At 68.4% G+C, this 17,016-nt stretch carries 20 protein-coding genes; 11 read left to right on the forward strand and 9 right to left on the reverse strand.

The genetic code is table 11. The features are described 5' to 3' along the window. Nucleotides 1-15: 15 nt before the first annotated feature. The 4 genes from CEF10_RS11935 to CEF10_RS11950 are packed head-to-tail and all read left to right on the forward strand — an operon-like array spanning nucleotide 16 to nucleotide 2,776. The gene (locus CEF10_RS11935) at nucleotides 16-477 is read left to right on the forward strand and encodes a RidA family protein (protein ID WP_101068391.1); all 462 of its coding nucleotides are present in this window, start codon (nucleotides 16-18) and stop codon (nucleotides 475-477) included. Then, nucleotides 474-1,241, forward strand: a complete 768-nt coding sequence (locus tag CEF10_RS11940; protein ID WP_101068392.1) for a glycerophosphodiester phosphodiesterase family protein — start codon at nucleotides 474-476, stop codon at nucleotides 1,239-1,241. The genes CEF10_RS11935 and CEF10_RS11940 overlap by 4 nt, the downstream gene beginning before the upstream one ends. Nucleotides 1,242-1,295: 54 nt before the next feature. Next, nucleotides 1,296-2,483: a GNAT family N-acetyltransferase gene (locus CEF10_RS11945; RefSeq protein ID WP_101068393.1), complete on the forward strand. Its 1,188-nt coding sequence runs from the start codon at nucleotides 1,296-1,298 to the stop codon at nucleotides 2,481-2,483. Further along, entirely contained in the window at nucleotides 2,480-2,776 is a 297-nt protein-coding gene (locus CEF10_RS11950) for a 4a-hydroxytetrahydrobiopterin dehydratase (protein WP_101068394.1), read from the forward strand. Before CEF10_RS11945 ends, CEF10_RS11950 begins: the two co-directional genes overlap by 4 nt. 101 nt (nucleotides 2,777-2,877) lie before the next feature. On the opposite strand, the gene CEF10_RS11955 is transcribed toward CEF10_RS11950, so the two are convergent. After that, nucleotides 2,878-3,585: a winged helix-turn-helix domain-containing protein gene (locus CEF10_RS11955; protein WP_101068395.1), complete on the reverse strand. Its 708-nt coding sequence runs from the start codon at nucleotides 3,583-3,585 to the stop codon at nucleotides 2,878-2,880. A 20-nt stretch (nucleotides 3,586-3,605) separates the two neighbouring features. Further along, entirely contained in the window at nucleotides 3,606-3,851 is a 246-nt protein-coding gene (locus tag CEF10_RS11960; RefSeq protein WP_101068420.1) for a hypothetical protein, read from the reverse strand. 189 nt (nucleotides 3,852-4,040) lie between these two features. Here CEF10_RS11960 and CEF10_RS11965 point away from each other — a divergent pair, with 189 nt between their 5' ends. The 3 genes from CEF10_RS11965 (at nucleotide 4,041) to CEF10_RS11975 (ending at nucleotide 6,317) form a co-directional block, all read left to right on the forward strand. Continuing rightward, the gene (locus tag CEF10_RS11965) at nucleotides 4,041-4,355 is read left to right on the forward strand and encodes a hypothetical protein (RefSeq protein ID WP_101068396.1); all 315 of its coding nucleotides are present in this window, start codon (nucleotides 4,041-4,043) and stop codon (nucleotides 4,353-4,355) included. Nucleotides 4,356-4,484: 129 nt separating this feature from the next. Continuing rightward, on the forward strand, nucleotides 4,485-5,111 hold the full coding sequence (locus tag CEF10_RS11970) for a ribonuclease HII (RefSeq protein WP_101068397.1): 627 nt from the start codon (nucleotides 4,485-4,487) through the stop codon (nucleotides 5,109-5,111). Between the two features lie 99 nt (nucleotides 5,112-5,210). Further along, entirely contained in the window at nucleotides 5,211-6,317 is a 1,107-nt protein-coding gene (locus CEF10_RS11975) for a site-specific DNA-methyltransferase (protein WP_101068398.1), read from the forward strand. 95 nt (nucleotides 6,318-6,412) lie between these two features. Here CEF10_RS11975 and CEF10_RS11980 read toward each other — a convergent pair whose 3' ends face one another. From CEF10_RS11980 to mutY, 3 genes are all read right to left on the reverse strand, one after another. Next, nucleotides 6,413-6,835 carry a globin domain-containing protein gene (locus CEF10_RS11980; RefSeq protein ID WP_101068399.1) on the reverse strand — a complete coding sequence of 141 codons (423 nt, stop codon included), beginning with the start codon at nucleotides 6,833-6,835 and terminating at the stop codon, nucleotides 6,413-6,415. Nucleotides 6,836-6,918: 83 nt separating this feature from the next. Then, nucleotides 6,919-8,052, reverse strand: coding sequence for an alkane 1-monooxygenase (locus CEF10_RS11985; RefSeq protein ID WP_101068400.1), 1,134 nt, complete (start codon nucleotides 8,050-8,052; stop codon nucleotides 6,919-6,921). A gap of 33 nt (nucleotides 8,053-8,085) precedes the next feature. Further along, nucleotides 8,086-9,150, reverse strand: a complete 1,065-nt coding sequence (gene mutY / locus CEF10_RS11990) for an A/G-specific adenine glycosylase (RefSeq protein ID WP_101068401.1) — start codon at nucleotides 9,148-9,150, stop codon at nucleotides 8,086-8,088. Between the two features lie 82 nt (nucleotides 9,151-9,232). On the opposite strand from mutY, the gene CEF10_RS11995 reads away from it, so the two are divergent. Genes CEF10_RS11995 through CEF10_RS12005 form a run of 3 tightly spaced genes read left to right on the forward strand, consistent with a single transcriptional unit; the run spans nucleotide 9,233 to nucleotide 11,610 of the window. Next, nucleotides 9,233-9,751, forward strand: a complete 519-nt coding sequence (locus CEF10_RS11995; RefSeq protein WP_232796486.1) for a DUF721 domain-containing protein — start codon at nucleotides 9,233-9,235, stop codon at nucleotides 9,749-9,751. Between the two features lie 15 nt (nucleotides 9,752-9,766). Then, nucleotides 9,767-10,492: a DsbA family protein gene (locus tag CEF10_RS12000; RefSeq protein WP_101068403.1), complete on the forward strand. Its 726-nt coding sequence runs from the start codon at nucleotides 9,767-9,769 to the stop codon at nucleotides 10,490-10,492. Further along, nucleotides 10,489-11,610: a CaiB/BaiF CoA transferase family protein gene (locus CEF10_RS12005; RefSeq protein WP_101068404.1), complete on the forward strand. Its 1,122-nt coding sequence runs from the start codon at nucleotides 10,489-10,491 to the stop codon at nucleotides 11,608-11,610. Before CEF10_RS12000 ends, CEF10_RS12005 begins: the two co-directional genes overlap by 4 nt. Here the strand turns inward: CEF10_RS12005 and lpxK are convergent. The 3 genes from lpxK to CEF10_RS12020 are packed head-to-tail and all read right to left on the reverse strand — an operon-like array spanning nucleotide 11,601 to nucleotide 14,061. Then, nucleotides 11,601-12,596: a tetraacyldisaccharide 4'-kinase gene (gene lpxK / locus CEF10_RS12010; protein ID WP_101068405.1), complete on the reverse strand. Its 996-nt coding sequence runs from the start codon at nucleotides 12,594-12,596 to the stop codon at nucleotides 11,601-11,603. The genes CEF10_RS12005 and lpxK overlap by 10 nt on opposite strands. Beyond that, nucleotides 12,596-13,810, reverse strand: a complete 1,215-nt coding sequence (locus tag CEF10_RS12015) for a 3-deoxy-D-manno-octulosonic acid transferase (protein WP_101068406.1) — start codon at nucleotides 13,808-13,810, stop codon at nucleotides 12,596-12,598. Before CEF10_RS12015 ends, lpxK begins: the two co-directional genes overlap by 1 nt. A gap of 8 nt (nucleotides 13,811-13,818) precedes the next feature. Then, nucleotides 13,819-14,061, reverse strand: coding sequence for a DUF4170 domain-containing protein (locus CEF10_RS12020; protein WP_101068407.1), 243 nt, complete (start codon nucleotides 14,059-14,061; stop codon nucleotides 13,819-13,821). 134 nt (nucleotides 14,062-14,195) lie between these two features. On the opposite strand from CEF10_RS12020, the gene CEF10_RS12025 reads away from it, so the two are divergent. After that, entirely contained in the window at nucleotides 14,196-14,933 is a 738-nt protein-coding gene (locus tag CEF10_RS12025) for a glutamine amidotransferase (protein WP_101068408.1), read from the forward strand. Between the two features lie 13 nt (nucleotides 14,934-14,946). Here the strand turns inward: CEF10_RS12025 and CEF10_RS12030 are convergent, their stop codons facing one another. Then, nucleotides 14,947-16,731: an ABC transporter ATP-binding protein gene (locus CEF10_RS12030; RefSeq protein WP_101068409.1), complete on the reverse strand. Its 1,785-nt coding sequence runs from the start codon at nucleotides 16,729-16,731 to the stop codon at nucleotides 14,947-14,949. Nucleotides 16,732-17,016 lie beyond the last annotated feature (285 nt).

A 17,016-nucleotide genomic window follows, 5' to 3' on the forward strand; every position in this document is an offset into this window, starting at 1 on the left:
GGCAAGGAGACGGTAATGGGCAACTTCGAGAAACGGCTGAATGAATTGGGCGTGACGCTGCCCGAGGCCCCTGCGCCCGCAGCCAACTACGTGCCTTACGTGCGCACGGGCAACCTTCTGCACGTGGCCGGCCAGATCGCCAAGGACGAGACCGGGCTGATCATGGGCAAGCTGGGCGCCGACCTGGACACCGGGGCCGGCGCCAAGGCCGCAAGGGCCTGTGCCATCGCGCTCCTGGCGCAGGTCAAGGCGGCCTGCGACGGCGATCTCGATCGGCTGGTCCGGGTGGTCAAGCTGACCGGTTTCGTCAACTCCACGCCGGATTTCACCGAGCAGCCGCAGGTGATCAACGGCGCCTCGGATTTCATCGGCGAGGCCCTCGGCGAGGCCGGCCTGCACGCGCGCTCGGCCGTTTCCGCCGCATCGTTGCCCTTCGGCGTGGCCGTCGAGATCGACGGTGTCTTCGAAATCCGATGAACCCCTTTCCGCGGGCGCTGCGCCAACTGCCGATCGCGCATCGCGCCCTGCACGACACCGCGGCCGGGCGACCGGAAAACAGCCGCGCGGCGATCCGCGCCGCGATCGAGGCCGGCTACGCGATCGAGATCGACCTGCAGCTGTCGCGCGACGGGCGCGCGATGGTGTTTCACGACTACGACCTGCGCCGGCTGACCGGCGAAACCGGCCCGGTCCGCCGGCGCACTGCCAACGACCTCGGCCGGATCGCCCTGGCCGGAACCGAGGAGGGCATCCCGACGCTGGCCGAGGTGCTCGCGCTGGTGGACAGCGCGGTGCCGCTGCTGATCGAGCTGAAGGACCAGGCCGGCGGCCTGGGGCCTGACGTCGGCCCGCTGGAAGAGGCCGCGGCGCGCGACCTTGCCGGCTACGACGGGGTGGCGGCGCTGATGTCGTTCAACCCGCACTCGGTGGCCCGGCTGGCGCAATGCGCGCCCGACGTGCCGCGCGGGCTGACGACCTGTGCCTTCAAGGCCGAGAACTGGCCGCTTCTGCGCCGAGCCACGCGCCGGCGTCTGCGCGAGATACCCGATTACAACGCCACCGGCGCGTGCTTCATCAGCCACGACGCCAATGACCTCGCCCGGCCCCGAGTCGCCGCGTTGAAACAGGCCGGCGCGGCGGTGTTGTGCTGGACCGTGCGGTCGCCGAAGGCCGAGGCCCGTGCCCGAAAGCTGGCCGACAACGTGACCTTCGAAGGCTATCTGCCGGACCTGCCGGCTTGATCGCCGCGCGCGGAGGCACAGATTGAGTCCCGGTTGGCAGGAAGACGCGCGCGCATGGACGGAACGCAGATCACGGTGACATTGCACGACAGCCTGGCCGGCGTTCCTGCCGCCCAGTGGGATGCCTGTGCCTGCCCGGAAGCGGAGGACGGCCGTCGGCCGGACGACCCTTTCACGACCCACCGGTTCCTCAGCGCGCTGGAGGACAGCGGCTCGGTCGGGCCGGGCACGGGCTGGCAACCGCAATACATGACCGCCGAAGCGGGCGGCGAGATCATCGCCTGCGCCCCGCTTTACGCAAAGTCGCACAGCCAGGGCGAGTACATCTTCGATCACGCCTGGGCGCATGCCTACGAACGCGCCGGCAGGCGGTATTACCCGAAACTGCAGGTGGCGGTGCCCTTCACGCCGGTGACCGGCCGGCGCTTCCTGACCCGGCCGGGATTCGAGGAGGCGGGCCGCGCCGCGCTGGTCGAGGGCCTGCAACGGATCGGCGAGGGCAACGGCCTGTCGTCGGTGCATGTGACCTTCTGCACCGAGGCCGAGGCGCAGGCAGGCGAGGGGCTTGGCCTGCTGCGCCGCGTCACCCAGCAGTATCACTGGATCGACGCGGGCTATGGCGATTTCGACGGGTTCCTTGCCGCCCTGTCCTCGCGCAAGCGCAAGACGATACGCAAGGAACGCGCGCGCGCCAACGCCTTCGGCGGCACCGTCCACGTGCTGACGGGCGCGGCGATCGAGCCACGCCACTGGGCGGCGATGTGGGATTTCTACCAGGACACGGGCGCGCGCAAATGGGGCATGCCATACCTCACGCGCGCCTTCTTCGACATCGCGCACGAGCGGCTGCGCGACGACACGTTGCTGGTGATGGCCGAGCGCGAGGGGCGCATCGTGGCCGGCGCAATGAACCTGATCGGCGGCTCGGCACTGTACGGCCGCTACTGGGGGTGCATCGAGGATCATCCCTGCCTGCATTTCGAACTGTGCTATTATCGCGCGATGGACTACGCGCTTGCCCACGGGCTGACCCGGGTCGAGGCCGGGGCACAGGGCGAGCACAAGCTGGCACGCGGCTACATGCCGGTTCGCACGCATTCGCTGCACTGGATGCGCGACGCGGGTTTCGCCAGGGCCGTTGCGGATTATCTGGAGGCAGAGAGCGCCGCAGTGGGCGAGGACATCGAGGTGCTCACCAGCTTCGGACCGTTCAGGAAAGCAAACGTGGAGGACCACCAGTGACCGAGAAACTCAGCGACACCGCCCGCAAGACCACGCTGGACCCGCTTCTGGCCGAGGGCTGGCAGATGGCCGAGGACAAGGACGCCATCACCAAGACCTTCAAGTTCGACAATTTCACCGAAGCCTTCGGCTGGATGACGCGCGCCGCGATCTGGGCGGAGAAATGGAACCACCATCCCGAGTGGTTCAATGTCTACAACACCGTCAATGTCACCTTGACCACGCATGACGTGGGCGGGCTGAGCTCGCTCGACGTCAAGCTGGCACGAAAGATGGACACTCTGGCAGGCTGACCCGCCCGGCGCCGGAGGGGCAAGGGGCGCTGCCCCTCTTGGCGCTGCGCGCCAATTCACCCCGGAGTATTTCGTGCAAGATGAAGGCCGGGCGGGGGCGCTTACATGACCCGGATCACGTCCTTGTCGATGGCCAGCATGTAGCCGCGGCGCGCGATGTTCTTGACCAGCAACTCGCTGACCAGCTGGTTGCCGAGCGTGTCGCGCAACCGCTTGATCCGCGTCGCGCCGGCGGCTTCCTCGCAGTCGGACACGCTGCGCCCCGAAATCACCGCCTCGATCTCGGCGCCGGTCAGCACGTCACCGTCGAGCCGCGCCTCGGCCAGGACCGACAGGGTCTCCATCGCCGCGTCGGTCAGCTTGAAGCCCAGGTTGTTGAGGTAGACGGTCTTCTCGCCACGGCTGATGAGCAGCGAGTTGACCTGTATGCCCGCACGCTCGATCGCGGCCATGCGCCGGTTGAGCGTGATCAGCATCACGAGGAACACCAGCGCGGCCACCAGCAGCGCCGTGGCGAAAACCAGCAGCACGAAGATGACCGTGCGGTAATGGGTCAGCGTGTCGGAAAACGCGGTGCCCGACTGCGCCAGGATTTCCAGCAGCTTGATCTCGGCATTGGCGGTCAGGTCGTCGTTTTCGACGAAGATCCGTTCGACGCGCTGGTTGAAGGCGTTGGCGTCGGGCAGGCGACTGAACAGGAACAGCGCAGTGGCCAGCAGGATCAGGACGACCGCGGCGATCCCGGCGGCCACGATCCGGTTGGCCGAGCGCAAGAGATCCGACGATGTCGTTGTCGTGTCGTCTTCCAAGCCGCTGTCACCTGCTCCGCTCAGCCGCCTGACCTAGACACGGAAATCACCTTGAGCAAGGTCCAACCGTTCTGTTGCAGGCGGGTCCGCACTTCGGGCGTCGCCCCCTGAACACTGCAGGAGGACACCTGCATCGTACCATAACGCAGCTCGAGCGGGTTGTCCCGCTTGGCCTTGTATTCGGCAACGCAGGCCGCCTGCGCGGCCGTGGCGGCAACGAGCGAGAGTGCGAGCGGGGCAAGGATATGCAGCAGTTTTCTTTTCATGGGCGACAACATGCGCGGCGGCGCACGGCTATTCAATAGCCGGGGCGCCCAACGGGGCCGTTATCGGATAACAGGCGGCGGTTATTGCCTAGCCGAAGGAAGAGGCGGACGATGATGGCATGTTCCGGAAGGCCGGCCCGCACGGCCGGTCCGCAACTCACCCGACGCCCCGAATGGAAAGGAGGCCCCATGAAACGCTTTTTCATCATCCCCCTCGTGGCCGGCGCCTTCGCCGCCGCGACTCTCGTACCTGGCCCGGCCCGCGCGGACGCTGACGATTTCGCCAAGGCAGTGGTGGGCGTCACCGCGCTGGCCATCATCGGCTCGGCCATCGCCGACCGCCACACCGATCGCTACTACGTGACGCGTCACGGCCGCTACTACCCGCGGCGCGACTGCTTCCGCCGGCACGGCGCCGTGTATTGCCGCGTCGACGAATACCGGCACCACCACGATCACCACGGGCGGCATGGCAGCCGCACGCACATCTACATCGGCCGCTAAGGCGGCGATCCCGACCCCAGGGACCGGGGCAGGGCCTGTCCCCATCAGGCAGGCAACACCGGGCAGGCAAGGGAAGGGTTTCGGCCCTTCCCTTTTGCGTCTCCGGCCGGGATGTGCATTGATGCCGCCATGGCCGGGCCCGACTACACGCTGGAAACCGAACACCTTTTCCACGGCGCCGTCTGCGGCGTCGACGAGGTGGGCCGCGGTCCGCTGGCCGGGCCGGTGACCGCCGCCGCCGTCGTTCTGAACCCCGACGACGTGCCGGAGGGGCTGAACGATTCCAAGCGTCTGACGGGGCCGCGGCGGGCCGCGCTGACCGAGGCGCTGATGGCGCGGGCGTCGGTGTGCGTGGCCCATGCCAGCGTCGCCGAGATCGACAGCCTCAACATCCTGCGGGCATCGCAGCTTGCGATGGTGCGGGCGGTGGCCGGACTGCATCCGCGACCCGGCTTCGCGCTGATCGACGGCAACCTCATCCCCGAGAATCTGGGTGTTCCCGCCCGCGCGGTGGTGCGCGGTGACGCGGCCTCGCTCTCGATCGCGGCGGCCTCGATCGTGGCGAAGACCTGCCGCGACGGGATCATGCGCGAACTGGCGCGGGAATGTCCCGGCTATGGCTGGGAAACCAACGCGGGCTACCCGTCAGCAGCGCACAGGGCCGCGCTCCAAGATCTCGGCGTGACCCCTCACCATAGGCGTTCCTTCAAGCCCGTGCACAATATATTGTATCAAGAAAAAAGTGTAACTCCCTGATTCAAAAAAATAAATTGACGGCGAAGCGGCTTTGACTCATCTTCTGTCGGCATAACCAGAGCGCAAGAACGCGCCGGGACAGAGGCAGAGACGAAACCGATGACAAAGGTGAAGAGCGCGAAGGCGCTCCCGCGGAACGAGATTGTCGAAGGCGATTGCATCGAGGCGATGAACGCAATGCCCGAGGGCAGCGTCGACCTCGTGTTCGCAGACCCCCCCTACAACCTGCAGCTTCGCGGCGATCTGCAGCGCCCCGAGGGCAGCACCGTGGACGCCGTGGATGACGCCTGGGACAGCTTCGCGTCGTTCGAGGCCTACGACGCCTTCACGCGCCGCTGGCTGGCCGCCGCGCGGCGCGTGCTCAAGCCCGACGGCGCGATCTGGGTGATCGGCAGCTACCACAACATCTTCCGCGTGGGTGCGGCGATGCAGGACGCGGGATACTGGATCCTCAACGACGTGGTCTGGCGCAAGTCGAACCCGATGCCGAATTTCCGCGGCAAGCGGCTGACCAACGCGCACGAGACGATGATCTGGGCAAGCCGTGAACAGGGTGCGAAGTACACCTTCAACTACGAGGCGCTGAAGGCGCTCAACGACGGGCTGCAGATGCGCAGCGACTGGGTTCTGCCGATCTGCAGCGGTACGGAACGGCTGCGCGACGACAACGGCGAGAAGGCCCACCCGACCCAGAAGCCCGAGGGGCTGCTGCACCGCGTGCTGGTGGGCTCGACCAACCCGGGCGACGTGGTGCTCGACCCCTTCTTCGGCACCGGCACGACGGGCGCGGTGGCCAAGATGCTGGGGCGCGACTTCATCGGTATCGAGCGCGAACGGGGTTACATCGACGTTGCACGGCGCCGGCTTGCGAGCACGCGCCGTTTCGACAAGGCCGCGCTCGAGGTCTCGACGTCCAAGCGGGCCGCCCCGCGCGTGCCCTTCGGCCAGCTCATAGAACGCGGTCTTCTGCGCCCGGGAGAGGAACTGCTGAGCATGAACGGCCGTCACCGCGCCAAGGTCCGCGCCGACGGCACGCTCGTCGGCGCCGACGTGCGGGGCAGCATCCACCAGGTCGGCGCCGCGCTCGAGGGCGCACCAAGCTGCAACGGCTGGACCTACTGGTGCTTCGTGCGCGACGGCAAGCCCGTGCCAATCGACCTTCTGCGCCAGCAGGTGCGCGCCGAGATGGGCGAGCGGCCGAACTGAGCCGCCACAGGAACACCGCCGGTGCCTGCGGTTCGACCCAAGGCACTTACCTCGCTTCCCCCGCCCGTCGTGGCGGGGGTTTTTTCATCGGGGCGTCAGGCGTGTTCGATATCGCCGCGCTCGATGATCTCGCGCGCCATCTCGTCATAGGCCTCCGCCCACGCCGCGCGCATCTCCGGCGTGAACGCATCGCCCAGCGCCTTTTCCAGCGTTTCCAGAAGCGCCTCGCCCATCGGCTCGAAATCCTCGGCCTTGACGCCCAGCGCACGGTGCCCCTTGCCCAGTTCGGCATACCGGCCGGACAGCGCCTCGGGGTCGTGCATGTTGTCGACGATCGCACCCAGCGTCGTCATGAACCGCATGCCCTGGTTGGACAGATCGTCGCGGAACAGGTTGCGCAACTGCGGGGCACGGCGGAACAATGCCTCGTAGAATTCCGTCGAATGCGACACCGGGTCCTTGCGCAGGGTGTCGAAGCTCTGGCGGATCAGCGCGAGTTGCTTTTCGGAAAGGGACATGAGCGGGCCTCTGAATGGATTTTTCGCGCGCAGGACGACCCTAGCACGCCCGCAATGCGCATGCGATCCCCGTCCGAGCGGATCTATCGCGGCATCGGGGTCATGGCCTTGTTGTAAGGCGTCCAGTCCGTGATCTCGGGGTAGTACATCTGCCGCCACAGGCGCACGCGCGGGTTCATGACACGCCGCCAGACGGGCGGAACCATGGCTGCCATGGTCATGATCGGGTAGCCGTAGGGCAACTGCGGCGCCTCGGCCTCGGTGTAGTTCTGCAGAAGCGGAAACCGCCGGTCGGGCTTGTAGTGGTGGTCCGAATGGCGTTGCAGGTTGATCAGCAGCCAGTTCGAGGCCTTGTGCGCCGCGTTCCAGCTGTGCTGCGGCTTGACGTGTTCGTACCTGCCCTCGCCAAGGTGCTTGCGCGTCAGGCCGTAGTGTTCGACGTAATTCACCAGCTCGAGCTGCCAGACCGCCACGACCGCCTGCCAGACGAACAGCGCCAGGCCGGTCCATCCGCCGACGAGCAGCGCCAGCAGCAGCATCAGCCCCTGAAGGGCCCAGTAGCGGAAGAACGGGTTGCCCGGGTCGGTCCAGGGGTCGCCGCGGCGGGCGAGTTTCTCCTTTTCGGCACGGAAGGCCGATTTCAGGGACTGGACCACGACCCGCGGGAAGAACCGGTGGAACCCCTCGTTGTATCGGGCGGTGACCGGATCACGCGGCGTGCCGACATAGCGGTGATGCACCAGCAGGTGCTCGGACCGGAAGTGGGAATAGAGCACCATGGCAAGCAGGACGTCGGCCAGGAACCGTTCGCCGCGATCCTTCTGGTGCATCAGTTCGTGGCTGTAGTTTATGCCCACGGTGCCGGTAATCACGCCCACGCCGAAGAACAGCACGATGCGTTCCAGCGCCGAAAGGTGGTCCGCCCCGCTGACGTACCAGATCATCCAGAATAGCAGGACGAACTGCACCGGCGCCCAGATCAGCGTGATCGCCTTGTACCACGTCAGCTGCGCCTCTCGGGTCTCGAGGTCGGCGTTTTCAAGGTTCAGGCCGAAGTAGGCGTCGAGGGCCGAGAAGAAATACCAGGTGACCACGGGCAGCAGGATCACCGTCCAGCCGCCCTGCACCGCGCCCAGCACGGCCACGGGCACCAGCAGCAGGGACATCCAGAACGGCACGGCGTTCCGGAACTTCGCGACGTCGCGGGCGGGGATCATTGTGCAGCCTCCTCGGAACGGTTGCAGCGAAGCCTAGCGCGCATTTTCCAGCCTGCCTTGCGCAAGGTCAAATACCTTGCGCATCACCGTGGGCAGGTCATTGCGATCGAATGCCGCGGCAGGCACGAATTCGCCGCGGTCGGGTTCGCGGTCCATCGGCACCAGCGCGGTGCGCAGCGACAGCCGCAGGTGGAAGTGCGTGAAGGTATGGCGCGCCTCGGCGCCGGCATCGCGCCATTCGGCGCGGATGGGCGGGGCGGCCACGGGCGCGTCCTCCACCCAGTCAGAGCCCGGCCAGCCCAGCATCCCGCCCAGCAATCCGCTGTCGGGGCGCCGCTCCAGCAACCAGGCACCGTCCACGCGCCGCGTGACATAGGCGATGCCGCGGCGCACGGGCTTGGGTTTCTTCGGCGCCTTCACCGGCCGCGCGGCATGAGACCCGGCAAGCCGCGCCGCACAGGCGTCCATCCACGGGCAGATGCCGCAGGCGGGGTTCTTCGGCGTGCAGATCGTCGCACCGAGGTCCATGACCGCTTGCGCGTAGTCTCCGGGCCGGGCCTTGGGTGTCAGCGTGTCCGCGGCGCGGGCCAGTTCGGCCTTGGCGCCCGGCAGCGGCGTATCGATGTCGAAAACCCGTGCCATCACGCGTTCCACGTTGCCGTCGACCACGGTTTCGGGCCGGTCAAAGGCGATCGCCGCAATCGCGGCGGCCGTGTACGGGCCGATCCCCGGCAAAGCCTGCAACCCGTCGCGGGTGTCGGGGAACCGGCCGCCCATATCCTGCGCCACCACGCGCGCGCATTTCAGCAGGTTGCGCGCCCGGGCGTAGTATCCCAGCCCGGCCCATTCGCCCATCACCCTGTCGTCGGGCGCGGCGGCGAGGTCCTCGACCTTCGGCCAAAGCGTGGTGAAACGGTCGAAATACTTGCCGACCGCCGCGACGGTCGTCTGTTGCAGCATGATTTCCGACAGCCAGACGCGGTAGGGGTCGGGCCGGCGGCCAGCCGCGCGCGCCGCGGGGCCGACACGCCACGGCAGGCGGCGGGCGTGTGCGTCATACCAGTCAAGAAGGGCCTGCGCCTGCGGGGTGTCACGCATTCGTGCTGCTCTCATGGCGTCAACGGGTCTGGCGTCCACGCACATGTGCCTTAAGATAGCGGGGGATGAAAGGAGTCCAACAGTGGCCCGTGGCGAAAACCGAAAACAGGGGTTCCGGCGCGCCGATGCGCTGCTGCAGCGGTCGATCCGGACGGCCGCGGAATCGCGCGGCTTTGCCGTCTCGCGCCTGCTGACGCACTGGAACGAGATCGCGGGCGCCGAGATCGCCGCGGTGGCCCGGCCGGCCAACGTCAGCCACGGGCGGCAGGGGTTCGGCGCGACGCTGACGCTGCTGACCACCGGCGCGCAGGCCCCCATGGTCGAAATGCAGAAGGAAACCCTGCGCGAGCGGGTGAACGCCGCCTATGGCTACAACGCCATCGCGCGCATCCGCATCACCCAGACCGCGCCGGAGGGCTTTGCCGAGGGGCGGGCCACGTTCGATACCGCCGGGCGCCCCGACAGCTCGCCCGCGCGCCCACAGCCCGCCCCGCACGCGCAGCGCGAGGCCGCGCGCCTGGCCGCCCCGGTCGGGGACGATTCGCTGCGTGCGGCGCTTGAAGCCCTGGGGCGGAACGTTCTATCCAAGACGCAACGCTGACAGGAAGGATCCATCATGACACGCGTACTCATTTCCGGGGCGCTCGCCCTCGGCCTGGCCGCCGGGCTCGCATTCTGGATGACCCGTGCCCCGGAAACGCCCCCGTCGCTGCCTGTCGGCGGGGCGAACGCGACGGAAGCCGACAGCGATGCCGCGGCGCAGCCGGACGCCGACAGCGATGCCGCGGCCCAGCCGGACGCCGAGAACGCGCCGGAGGTCACCGAGATGACGCTGGGGCCGGCGGATGCGCCGGTCACCGTGATGGAATACGCCTCTTTCACCTGTCCGCACTGCGCCGATTTCCACGGCTCGACGTTCAAGAAACTCAAGGCCGATTACATCGACCCGGGCAAGGTGCGCTACGTCTACCGCGACGTCTATTTCGACCGGTTCGGGCTGTGGGCCTCGATGATCGCGCGCTGCGGCGGCGAGGAGCGGTTCTTCGGCATCACCGAGATGCTTTACGACAAGCAGAAGGAGTGGGTCGGCGCCGGCGACCCGGTGGGCATCGCCAACAACCTGCGCAAGATCGGCAAGGCCGCCGGCCTGGGCGAGGACAAGATCAACGCCTGTCTCAACAACGAGGCCAAGGCCAAGGCGCTGGTCGCGTGGTTCGAGGAAAACGCGAAGGAACACGAGATCGAGGCCACGCCATCGCTGGTCATCGACGGCGAGACGCACGAGAACATGTCCTACGAGGACCTCGCCGCCATCATCGACGAGAAACTGGCGGCACAATGACGACACCCCTCGCCGGCCTGAAGGTCGTCGAACTGGCACGTATCCTGGCCGGCCCCTGGACCGGCCAGACGCTGGCCGATCTCGGCGCCGAGGTCGTCAAGGTCGAAAGCCCCGACGGCGACGACACCCGCAACTGGGGCCCGCCATTCATCGAACGCGACGGCGACCGCTCGGCCGCCTATTTCCATTCGTGCAACCGCGGCAAGGCGGGCATCGCGGTTGATTTCCGCACCCCCGAGGGCCAGGCGAGGGTGCGCGAGCTGATCGCCGACGCCGACGTGGTGATCGAGAACTTCAAGGTTGGCGGTCTGGCGAAATACGGCCTCGACTACGACAGCCTGTCGCGGATCAACCCCGGCCTGATCTACTGCTCGATCACCGGATTCGGGCAGGACGGGCCCTATGCCCACCGGGCGGGCTATGACTACATCATTCAGGGCATGTCGGGGCTGATGTCGATCACCGGCCATCCCGACGGCCAGCCCACCAAGGTGGGGGTGGCGATCACCGATGTCTTTACCGGGGTCTATGCCGCCACGGCCATCCTGGCCGCGCTGCACCGGCGGCAGGCAACCGGCAGGGGCCAGCACATCGACATGGCGCTTCTGGACGTGGCGGTGGCCGTCACGGCGAACCAGGCGATGAACTACCTTGCCACCGGCACGCCGCCGGGGCGGCTGGGCAATTTCCACCCGAACCTCTGCCCTTACCAGGTGTTCGACTGTTCCGACGGCTACATCATCATCGCCACGGGCAATGACCGGCAATACCGGCGGCTGTGCTCCCTGCTGGGCGTGCCGGAGCTCGCCGAGGCATCGGAGTACGCCACCAACGCCGACCGCGTCGCCCGGCGCGAGACGCTGTCGGACCGGCTGACGCAGGCCACGCGCAGCTTCACGAAGGCCGACCTGCTGGCCGCCTGCGAGGAGCACGGGGTGCCCGCCGGTCCGATCAACGACCTTGCCGAGGTCTTCGCCGACCCGCAGGTGCAGGCACGGGGCATGCGCGTGGACCCGGACGGTGTGCCCGGCGTGCGCGCGCCCTTCCGGTTCTCGGATGCCGACCTTGCGCTCGACAGGCCCTCGCCCCGGCTGGGCGAGGATGACGGTCAACCCTGACCGAGCCGGTCGAGGGCCGCGTCCAGCGCGCCGGTTTTCTCGATTTCCAGCCGCACGGGCAGCGTCAGCACCTTCTTGCGGAACGATGCGGGCAGGCGCACCGCGTCCTTCTCCGTCGTGACCAGCTGCGCGGCGCGCATCGCGGCCTCCTGCTCCAGCCGGGTCATGAGCGCGTCGGTCAGTGGCTGGTGATCGTCAAGCGCCTCGCCGCGTACCACCTCGGCCCCCAGCCCCTTCAGCGTGGCGAAGAACTTCTCTGGGTGGCCGATGCCCGCAAAGGCGAGGAACCGGGTGCCCGCCCAGTCCATCCCCGTCTGCAGGGGCGCGAGCCGCCCGCGCAGGTGCGGCACGGTGATGGCCGCCCCCCATTGATCGGCAAAGGCACGCTGCGCCGGCGCCGGGCCGATCGACAGCAGCAGGTCGGCCCGCGCCAGCCCGTCCGCGACGGGTTCGCGCAGCGGACCGGCGGGCAGGCAGCGGCCGTTTCCGAAGCCGCGCGCCGCGTCCACCACGACGATCGACAGATCCTTCGCCAGCGCCGGGTTCTGGAACCCGTCGTCCATCACCAGCACGTCCGCGCCGCCCGCCACGGCCATGCGCGCCCCGGCCGCGCGGTCGCGTGCCACGCAGACGGGCGCGAAGGCGGCCAGCAACAGCGGCTCGTCGCCGGCGTCGGCCGCGCCGTGGTGGCCGGGGTCGACCATGACCGGCCCGGCCAGCCGCCCGCCGTGCCCGCGCGAGATGACCGCCGGGCGGTGCCCGCGGGCCTGCAACCGCTCGATCAGCGCGATCACGGTGGGCGTCTTGCCGGTGCCGCCGGCGTTGAGGTTGCCCACGCAGATCACCGGCACGTCGGGGCGATAGGGCTGGCCGCGCGCCAGCCGCCGCGCGGTCGCCCGCGCATAAAGCCCGCCCAGCGGCCCCAGCAGCCGCGCCGCAAGCGCCGGGCGGTGCGGCGGCGTGAACCAGAAGGCCGGCGCGCGCATCAGCCCACGGCCCTTTCGTCGAGGGTTTCGTGCATCAGCTCTGCGACCAGGTCCATCACCTCGGCCCCCTGCGAGGCGACGTCCCACGCCGCGTGGGCCATTTCGGCGGCACGGTCGGGCGCGATCAACTCCTCCACCGCCACGGCAAGGGCATCCGTGTCGCGCACCATCCGCGCGGCCCCGGCGGCGGCGTATCGCTCATAGCTGTCGCGAAAGCCACCGACATTCGGGCCATGGAGAATGGCCGTGCCGTGCGCCGCCGGCTCGTTGGGATCCCGGCCCGCCCGGCCGGCGACCAGCGAACTGCCCATGAAGGTGACCGTCGCGATGCGGTACCACAACCCCATCGCCGCGCGATCGTCGGCCAGGACGACCTGCGTTGTCTCGCCCGGTGTCTCCCCGTCCGGCCATGACGCCCAGCGCCAGCCATCCCCGGCAAGACGCGCGCGGAACGCGTCGGCGCGCTCTGCCTCGTCCGGCACTACGACCAGAAGCAGACGATGCGCCAGCCGGTTCGCCGTGCGATGCGCCCTGAGGACCATGTCCAGTTCGTCGGGCTGGAGCTTTGCCGCCAACCAGACCGGCCTTCCGGCCAGCACCGCGAGCATCTCCTGGTGGTCCTCGTCGTTGCAGGGCAGGGTGATTCCCCCTTCGAGGAACGGGCCGGCGACGTCGATTCGCGCGGGTCGCGCCCCCAGCCGGCGCAACGCCTGCGCTGCACCTTCGCCGCGCGCCAGTATCCGGTCGAAGCATCGCACGACCGCGCGGGGCAGATCGGGGAACCACCGCCACTGCGGGTGGTCCAGCGCCGACGCTTCCGCGTCCAGCAGGAACAGCGGGATCCCCCGCCGATACGCCATGGTCAGCAACGCCGGGCGGAATGCCCCCGCGGTCCACAGGCAGACATCGGGACGCCAGTGATCGAGGAAACCTTCAGCAGCGCCAACGCGATCCTCCGGCAAGGGGTGCACGATCACATGCGGGCGCTCGGGCCGGGGCGCCGGCCCGTCGTCCGGGCCCGTCAGAAGCATGTGAAGCCCGGGACGCTGCGCCGCCAGGCGATCGGCCAGCTGCACCAGCGCCTCGGCGCGGGTGGCGTCGGCGGCGTTGGCCCAGATCACCTCGCCATCGGGCCGCTGTGGTGCTGACGGGGCCTCGGCCTCCGGTGTCCGGCGCGCCAGCGCAAGGTAGGCCGCAAGGCTGAGCGAGCGCATCGGGCGCGTCAGCCGAGTTCCTCGGTCGGCGAGGTCTCCTTCTCCTCCTCGCGCAGCTTGTGCAGATGGGCGATGAAATAACGCATGTGCGCGTTGTCCACCGTGCGCTGCGCCTCGGCCTTCCAGGCGTCGTAGGCCGACTCGTAGTCGGGAAACAGCCCGACGATGTGGATGTCGTCCACGTTCTTGAAGACGTTGCGCTGAGGATCGACGAGTTCGCCGCCGAAAACGAGATGCAGGCGTTGGGCCATTTTGGACCTTTCGGGTTCTGTCCGGGTGTTGTCGGGCAGCGTATTCGAATGCCCCGCAGCGTCAAGGCGGGGCCGGCCGCTTGACCGGGGCGGGGTTCCGGGGCAAGCAGAACGCGCCCGCGCGGAGGTTTTCGATGACCAAGCCCTTCCTGATCCTGCAGCTTCGCCCGGAGGACGAGGCCGCCGACGACGAGTTTGCGGCGATCCTGCGCAAGGGCGGGCTGTCATCCGACCGCGCGCGCCGCATCCGGCTCGACCAGACATCGTTGCCCGGCGATCTCGATCTCGCTGATTTCGCCGGCGTGATCGTGGGCGGCGGGCCCGGCTGCGTCAGCGACGCCCCGGCCGACAAGTCCCCGGTCGAGGCGCGGATCGAGGCCGAGGTGCTGTCGCTGATGCCGCGGATCACGCGGGGCGACGTCCCGTTCCTGGGCTGCTGCTACGGCATCGGGATCCTGGGCAAGCACCTGGGCGGCGACGTCGGCAAGGCCGCCCATGGCGAACCCGTGGGCACCTCGGCCTGCCGGCTGACCCCGGACGGCGCCCGCGATCCGCTGCTGGCCGGGCTGCCGGGCGAATTCGATGCCTTCGTCGGCCACAAGGAGGCGTTGCAGGCCCTGCCCGAGGACTGCGTGCATCTCGTGGCATCGGCCCCCTGCCCGTTCCAGATGGTCCGGTACGGGCGCAACGTCTATGCGACCCAGTTCCACCCCGAGGCCGACAGCGACGGCTTCGAAACGCGCATCCGCATCTACCGGCACCGAGGCTATTTCCCGCCCGAGACGGCCGACAGCCTGGTGCGGATGTGCCGGGCGGCCGAGGTCTTTGCGCCCGAGATGATCCTGCGCAACTTCGTGGCGCGCTACGGCTGATGCGCCCCGGCGTTCAGCCGGTGCCGTAGCCCTTCTTCTGCGCGGCGTAGAGTTGCGAATAAAGACCGCCACGCTCCAGAAGCTCCGCGTGGCGCCCCGTCTCGATCAGGCGCCCGGCCTCGAGCACGAAGATCCGGTCGGCGTCGGCCACCGCCGAAAGCCTGTGTGCGACCACGATGGTTGTGCGCCCCTGCGACAGCCGCGCCAGCGCGGACTTGATCCGGTCCTCGGTGGCCTGGTCCAGCGCAGAGGTCGCCTCGTCCAGCAGCAGGATCGGCGCGTCGCGGAGGAAGGCGCGGGCAATGGCGATCCGCTGCTTCTGCCCGCCCGACAGCTGCGCCCCCTTGGGGCCCACCGGCGCACCGCCGCGGCTGCGGATCAGCCCGGCGATCTCGGCGTTCTCCGCGGCCTGCCAGATCTCGTCATCGGTGGCCTCGGGCCGGACGTAGCGGATGTTTTCCCAGATCGAGTTGTTGAAGATCACGATGTCCTGCGCGACGACCGAGAAGGACGAACGCAGCGCCTTGACCGCGAGCCGGTCGATGGGCTGGCCGCCGATGGTGATGCGCCCCTCCTGAACGTCGTAGAGGCGCGACAGCAACGACAGGATCGTGGTCTTGCCCGAGCCGGTCGGCCCCACGATGGCCGACACCCGCCCGCCCGGAAAGACCATGTCGAGACCCTCGAACAGCGGCGCGTTCTCGGCATAGGCGAACCGCACGCCCTCCAGCACGATGTCACCGGCCGTGTCGAACCCGCTCGCCGCATCCGACGCGTCCGTGATCGTGGGCTGGGCGGCATACAGGCTGCGGATACGGCCGAGGAGCACGAGATTGGACTGCAACCCCGCGAAATACTGTGCCAGCAGGCGGGCGGGATCGAAGACCATGACCATCCCGAGCAGGAAGGTGATGATGCTTGCGCCGTCCACGTCGAACGACGGGCTGAGCGCCATGTAGCCGCCCCCGCCGATCACGAGGACATAGACGAAGGCCGACGACAGGTCGATCGACGGCATCAGGAGCGCCTGCGTGCGCTGGACGCGCGTCAGCAGGTCCCGGATGGAGCGGGTGGCGTCCACGAGGCGTTCGCTCTCGACCGGTTCCTGGTTGGTGATCTTGACGGTGCGCATGCCGTTCACCGTTTCCTCGATGCCGTTCATGTAGGCGCCCAGCGCCTCCTCGGCGGCCGATTGGCCCTCCTTGATGCGCTCGGAGACGGTATTCATCACCCAGATGATGAACGGCAGCACCACGATCGCCGTCGAGAACAGGATCGGGTTCTTGTAGATCAGGTAGCCCGAGACGATCACCACCGTGACCGCGTCGCGCACGGCGTTGGCCGTGGACAGCCCGACGAAGATCCCCAGCTGCTGTGTTTGCGTCACGAGGCGGTGGATGATCTCGCCGGATTTCGTGTTCTCGAAATAGGCCAGGTCCAGCGTCATCATGTGGGCGATCAGGTCCTTGCGCATCTCGTAGATCGCGTCGTTGCTGATCCATGCGGTGAACCGCGGCACGAGATAGGAGACCAGCGCGCGGATACCGAAAAGCACGAAGACGAGCGCGCAGACCCGGACCAGTTCGGCCACCGCACCACTTTCGAAGATCACCCGAAGGCCGCTTTCGGTCAGGGACAGGAACTGCTGGTAGACGAGGCCCTGCACGACGACCATGACCAGAACCAGCAGCAGCCACGGCGACTTGCCGCGCAGGTAGTTGCGCCAGAACCAGCGGAGGTTTTCGCGGTCCTCCGCCGAGAACAGCGGGACGCGGGTTTTCAGGGGGGTCTCCGACATGGGCGCGACGCTCGTGCTGGGCTGAGTCGCCACGCTCATACCGCTCATGCGATCCGAGGTCATCCCATTGTTCCCCGAATCGCCGCGCCGCCCCGGCCGGTCGCGACGCGCCGCGCGGGGTCTTGCCCGCGCGGCGCGTGGTTCTCGGGGTTTCTCAGAGGCCGGGGTAGAGGGGGAAGCGGGCGCAGAGCTCGGCGACCTCGGCGCGCACCGCGTCCTCGACCGCGGGGTTGGGGTCGCCGCCGGTCTCGGCCAGCCCGTCGACGACGCGGGTGATCCACGTGC

Source organism: Roseovarius salinarum (assembly GCF_002834145.1).
Lineage (GTDB): Bacteria > Pseudomonadota > Alphaproteobacteria > Rhodobacterales > Rhodobacteraceae > Roseovarius > Roseovarius salinarum.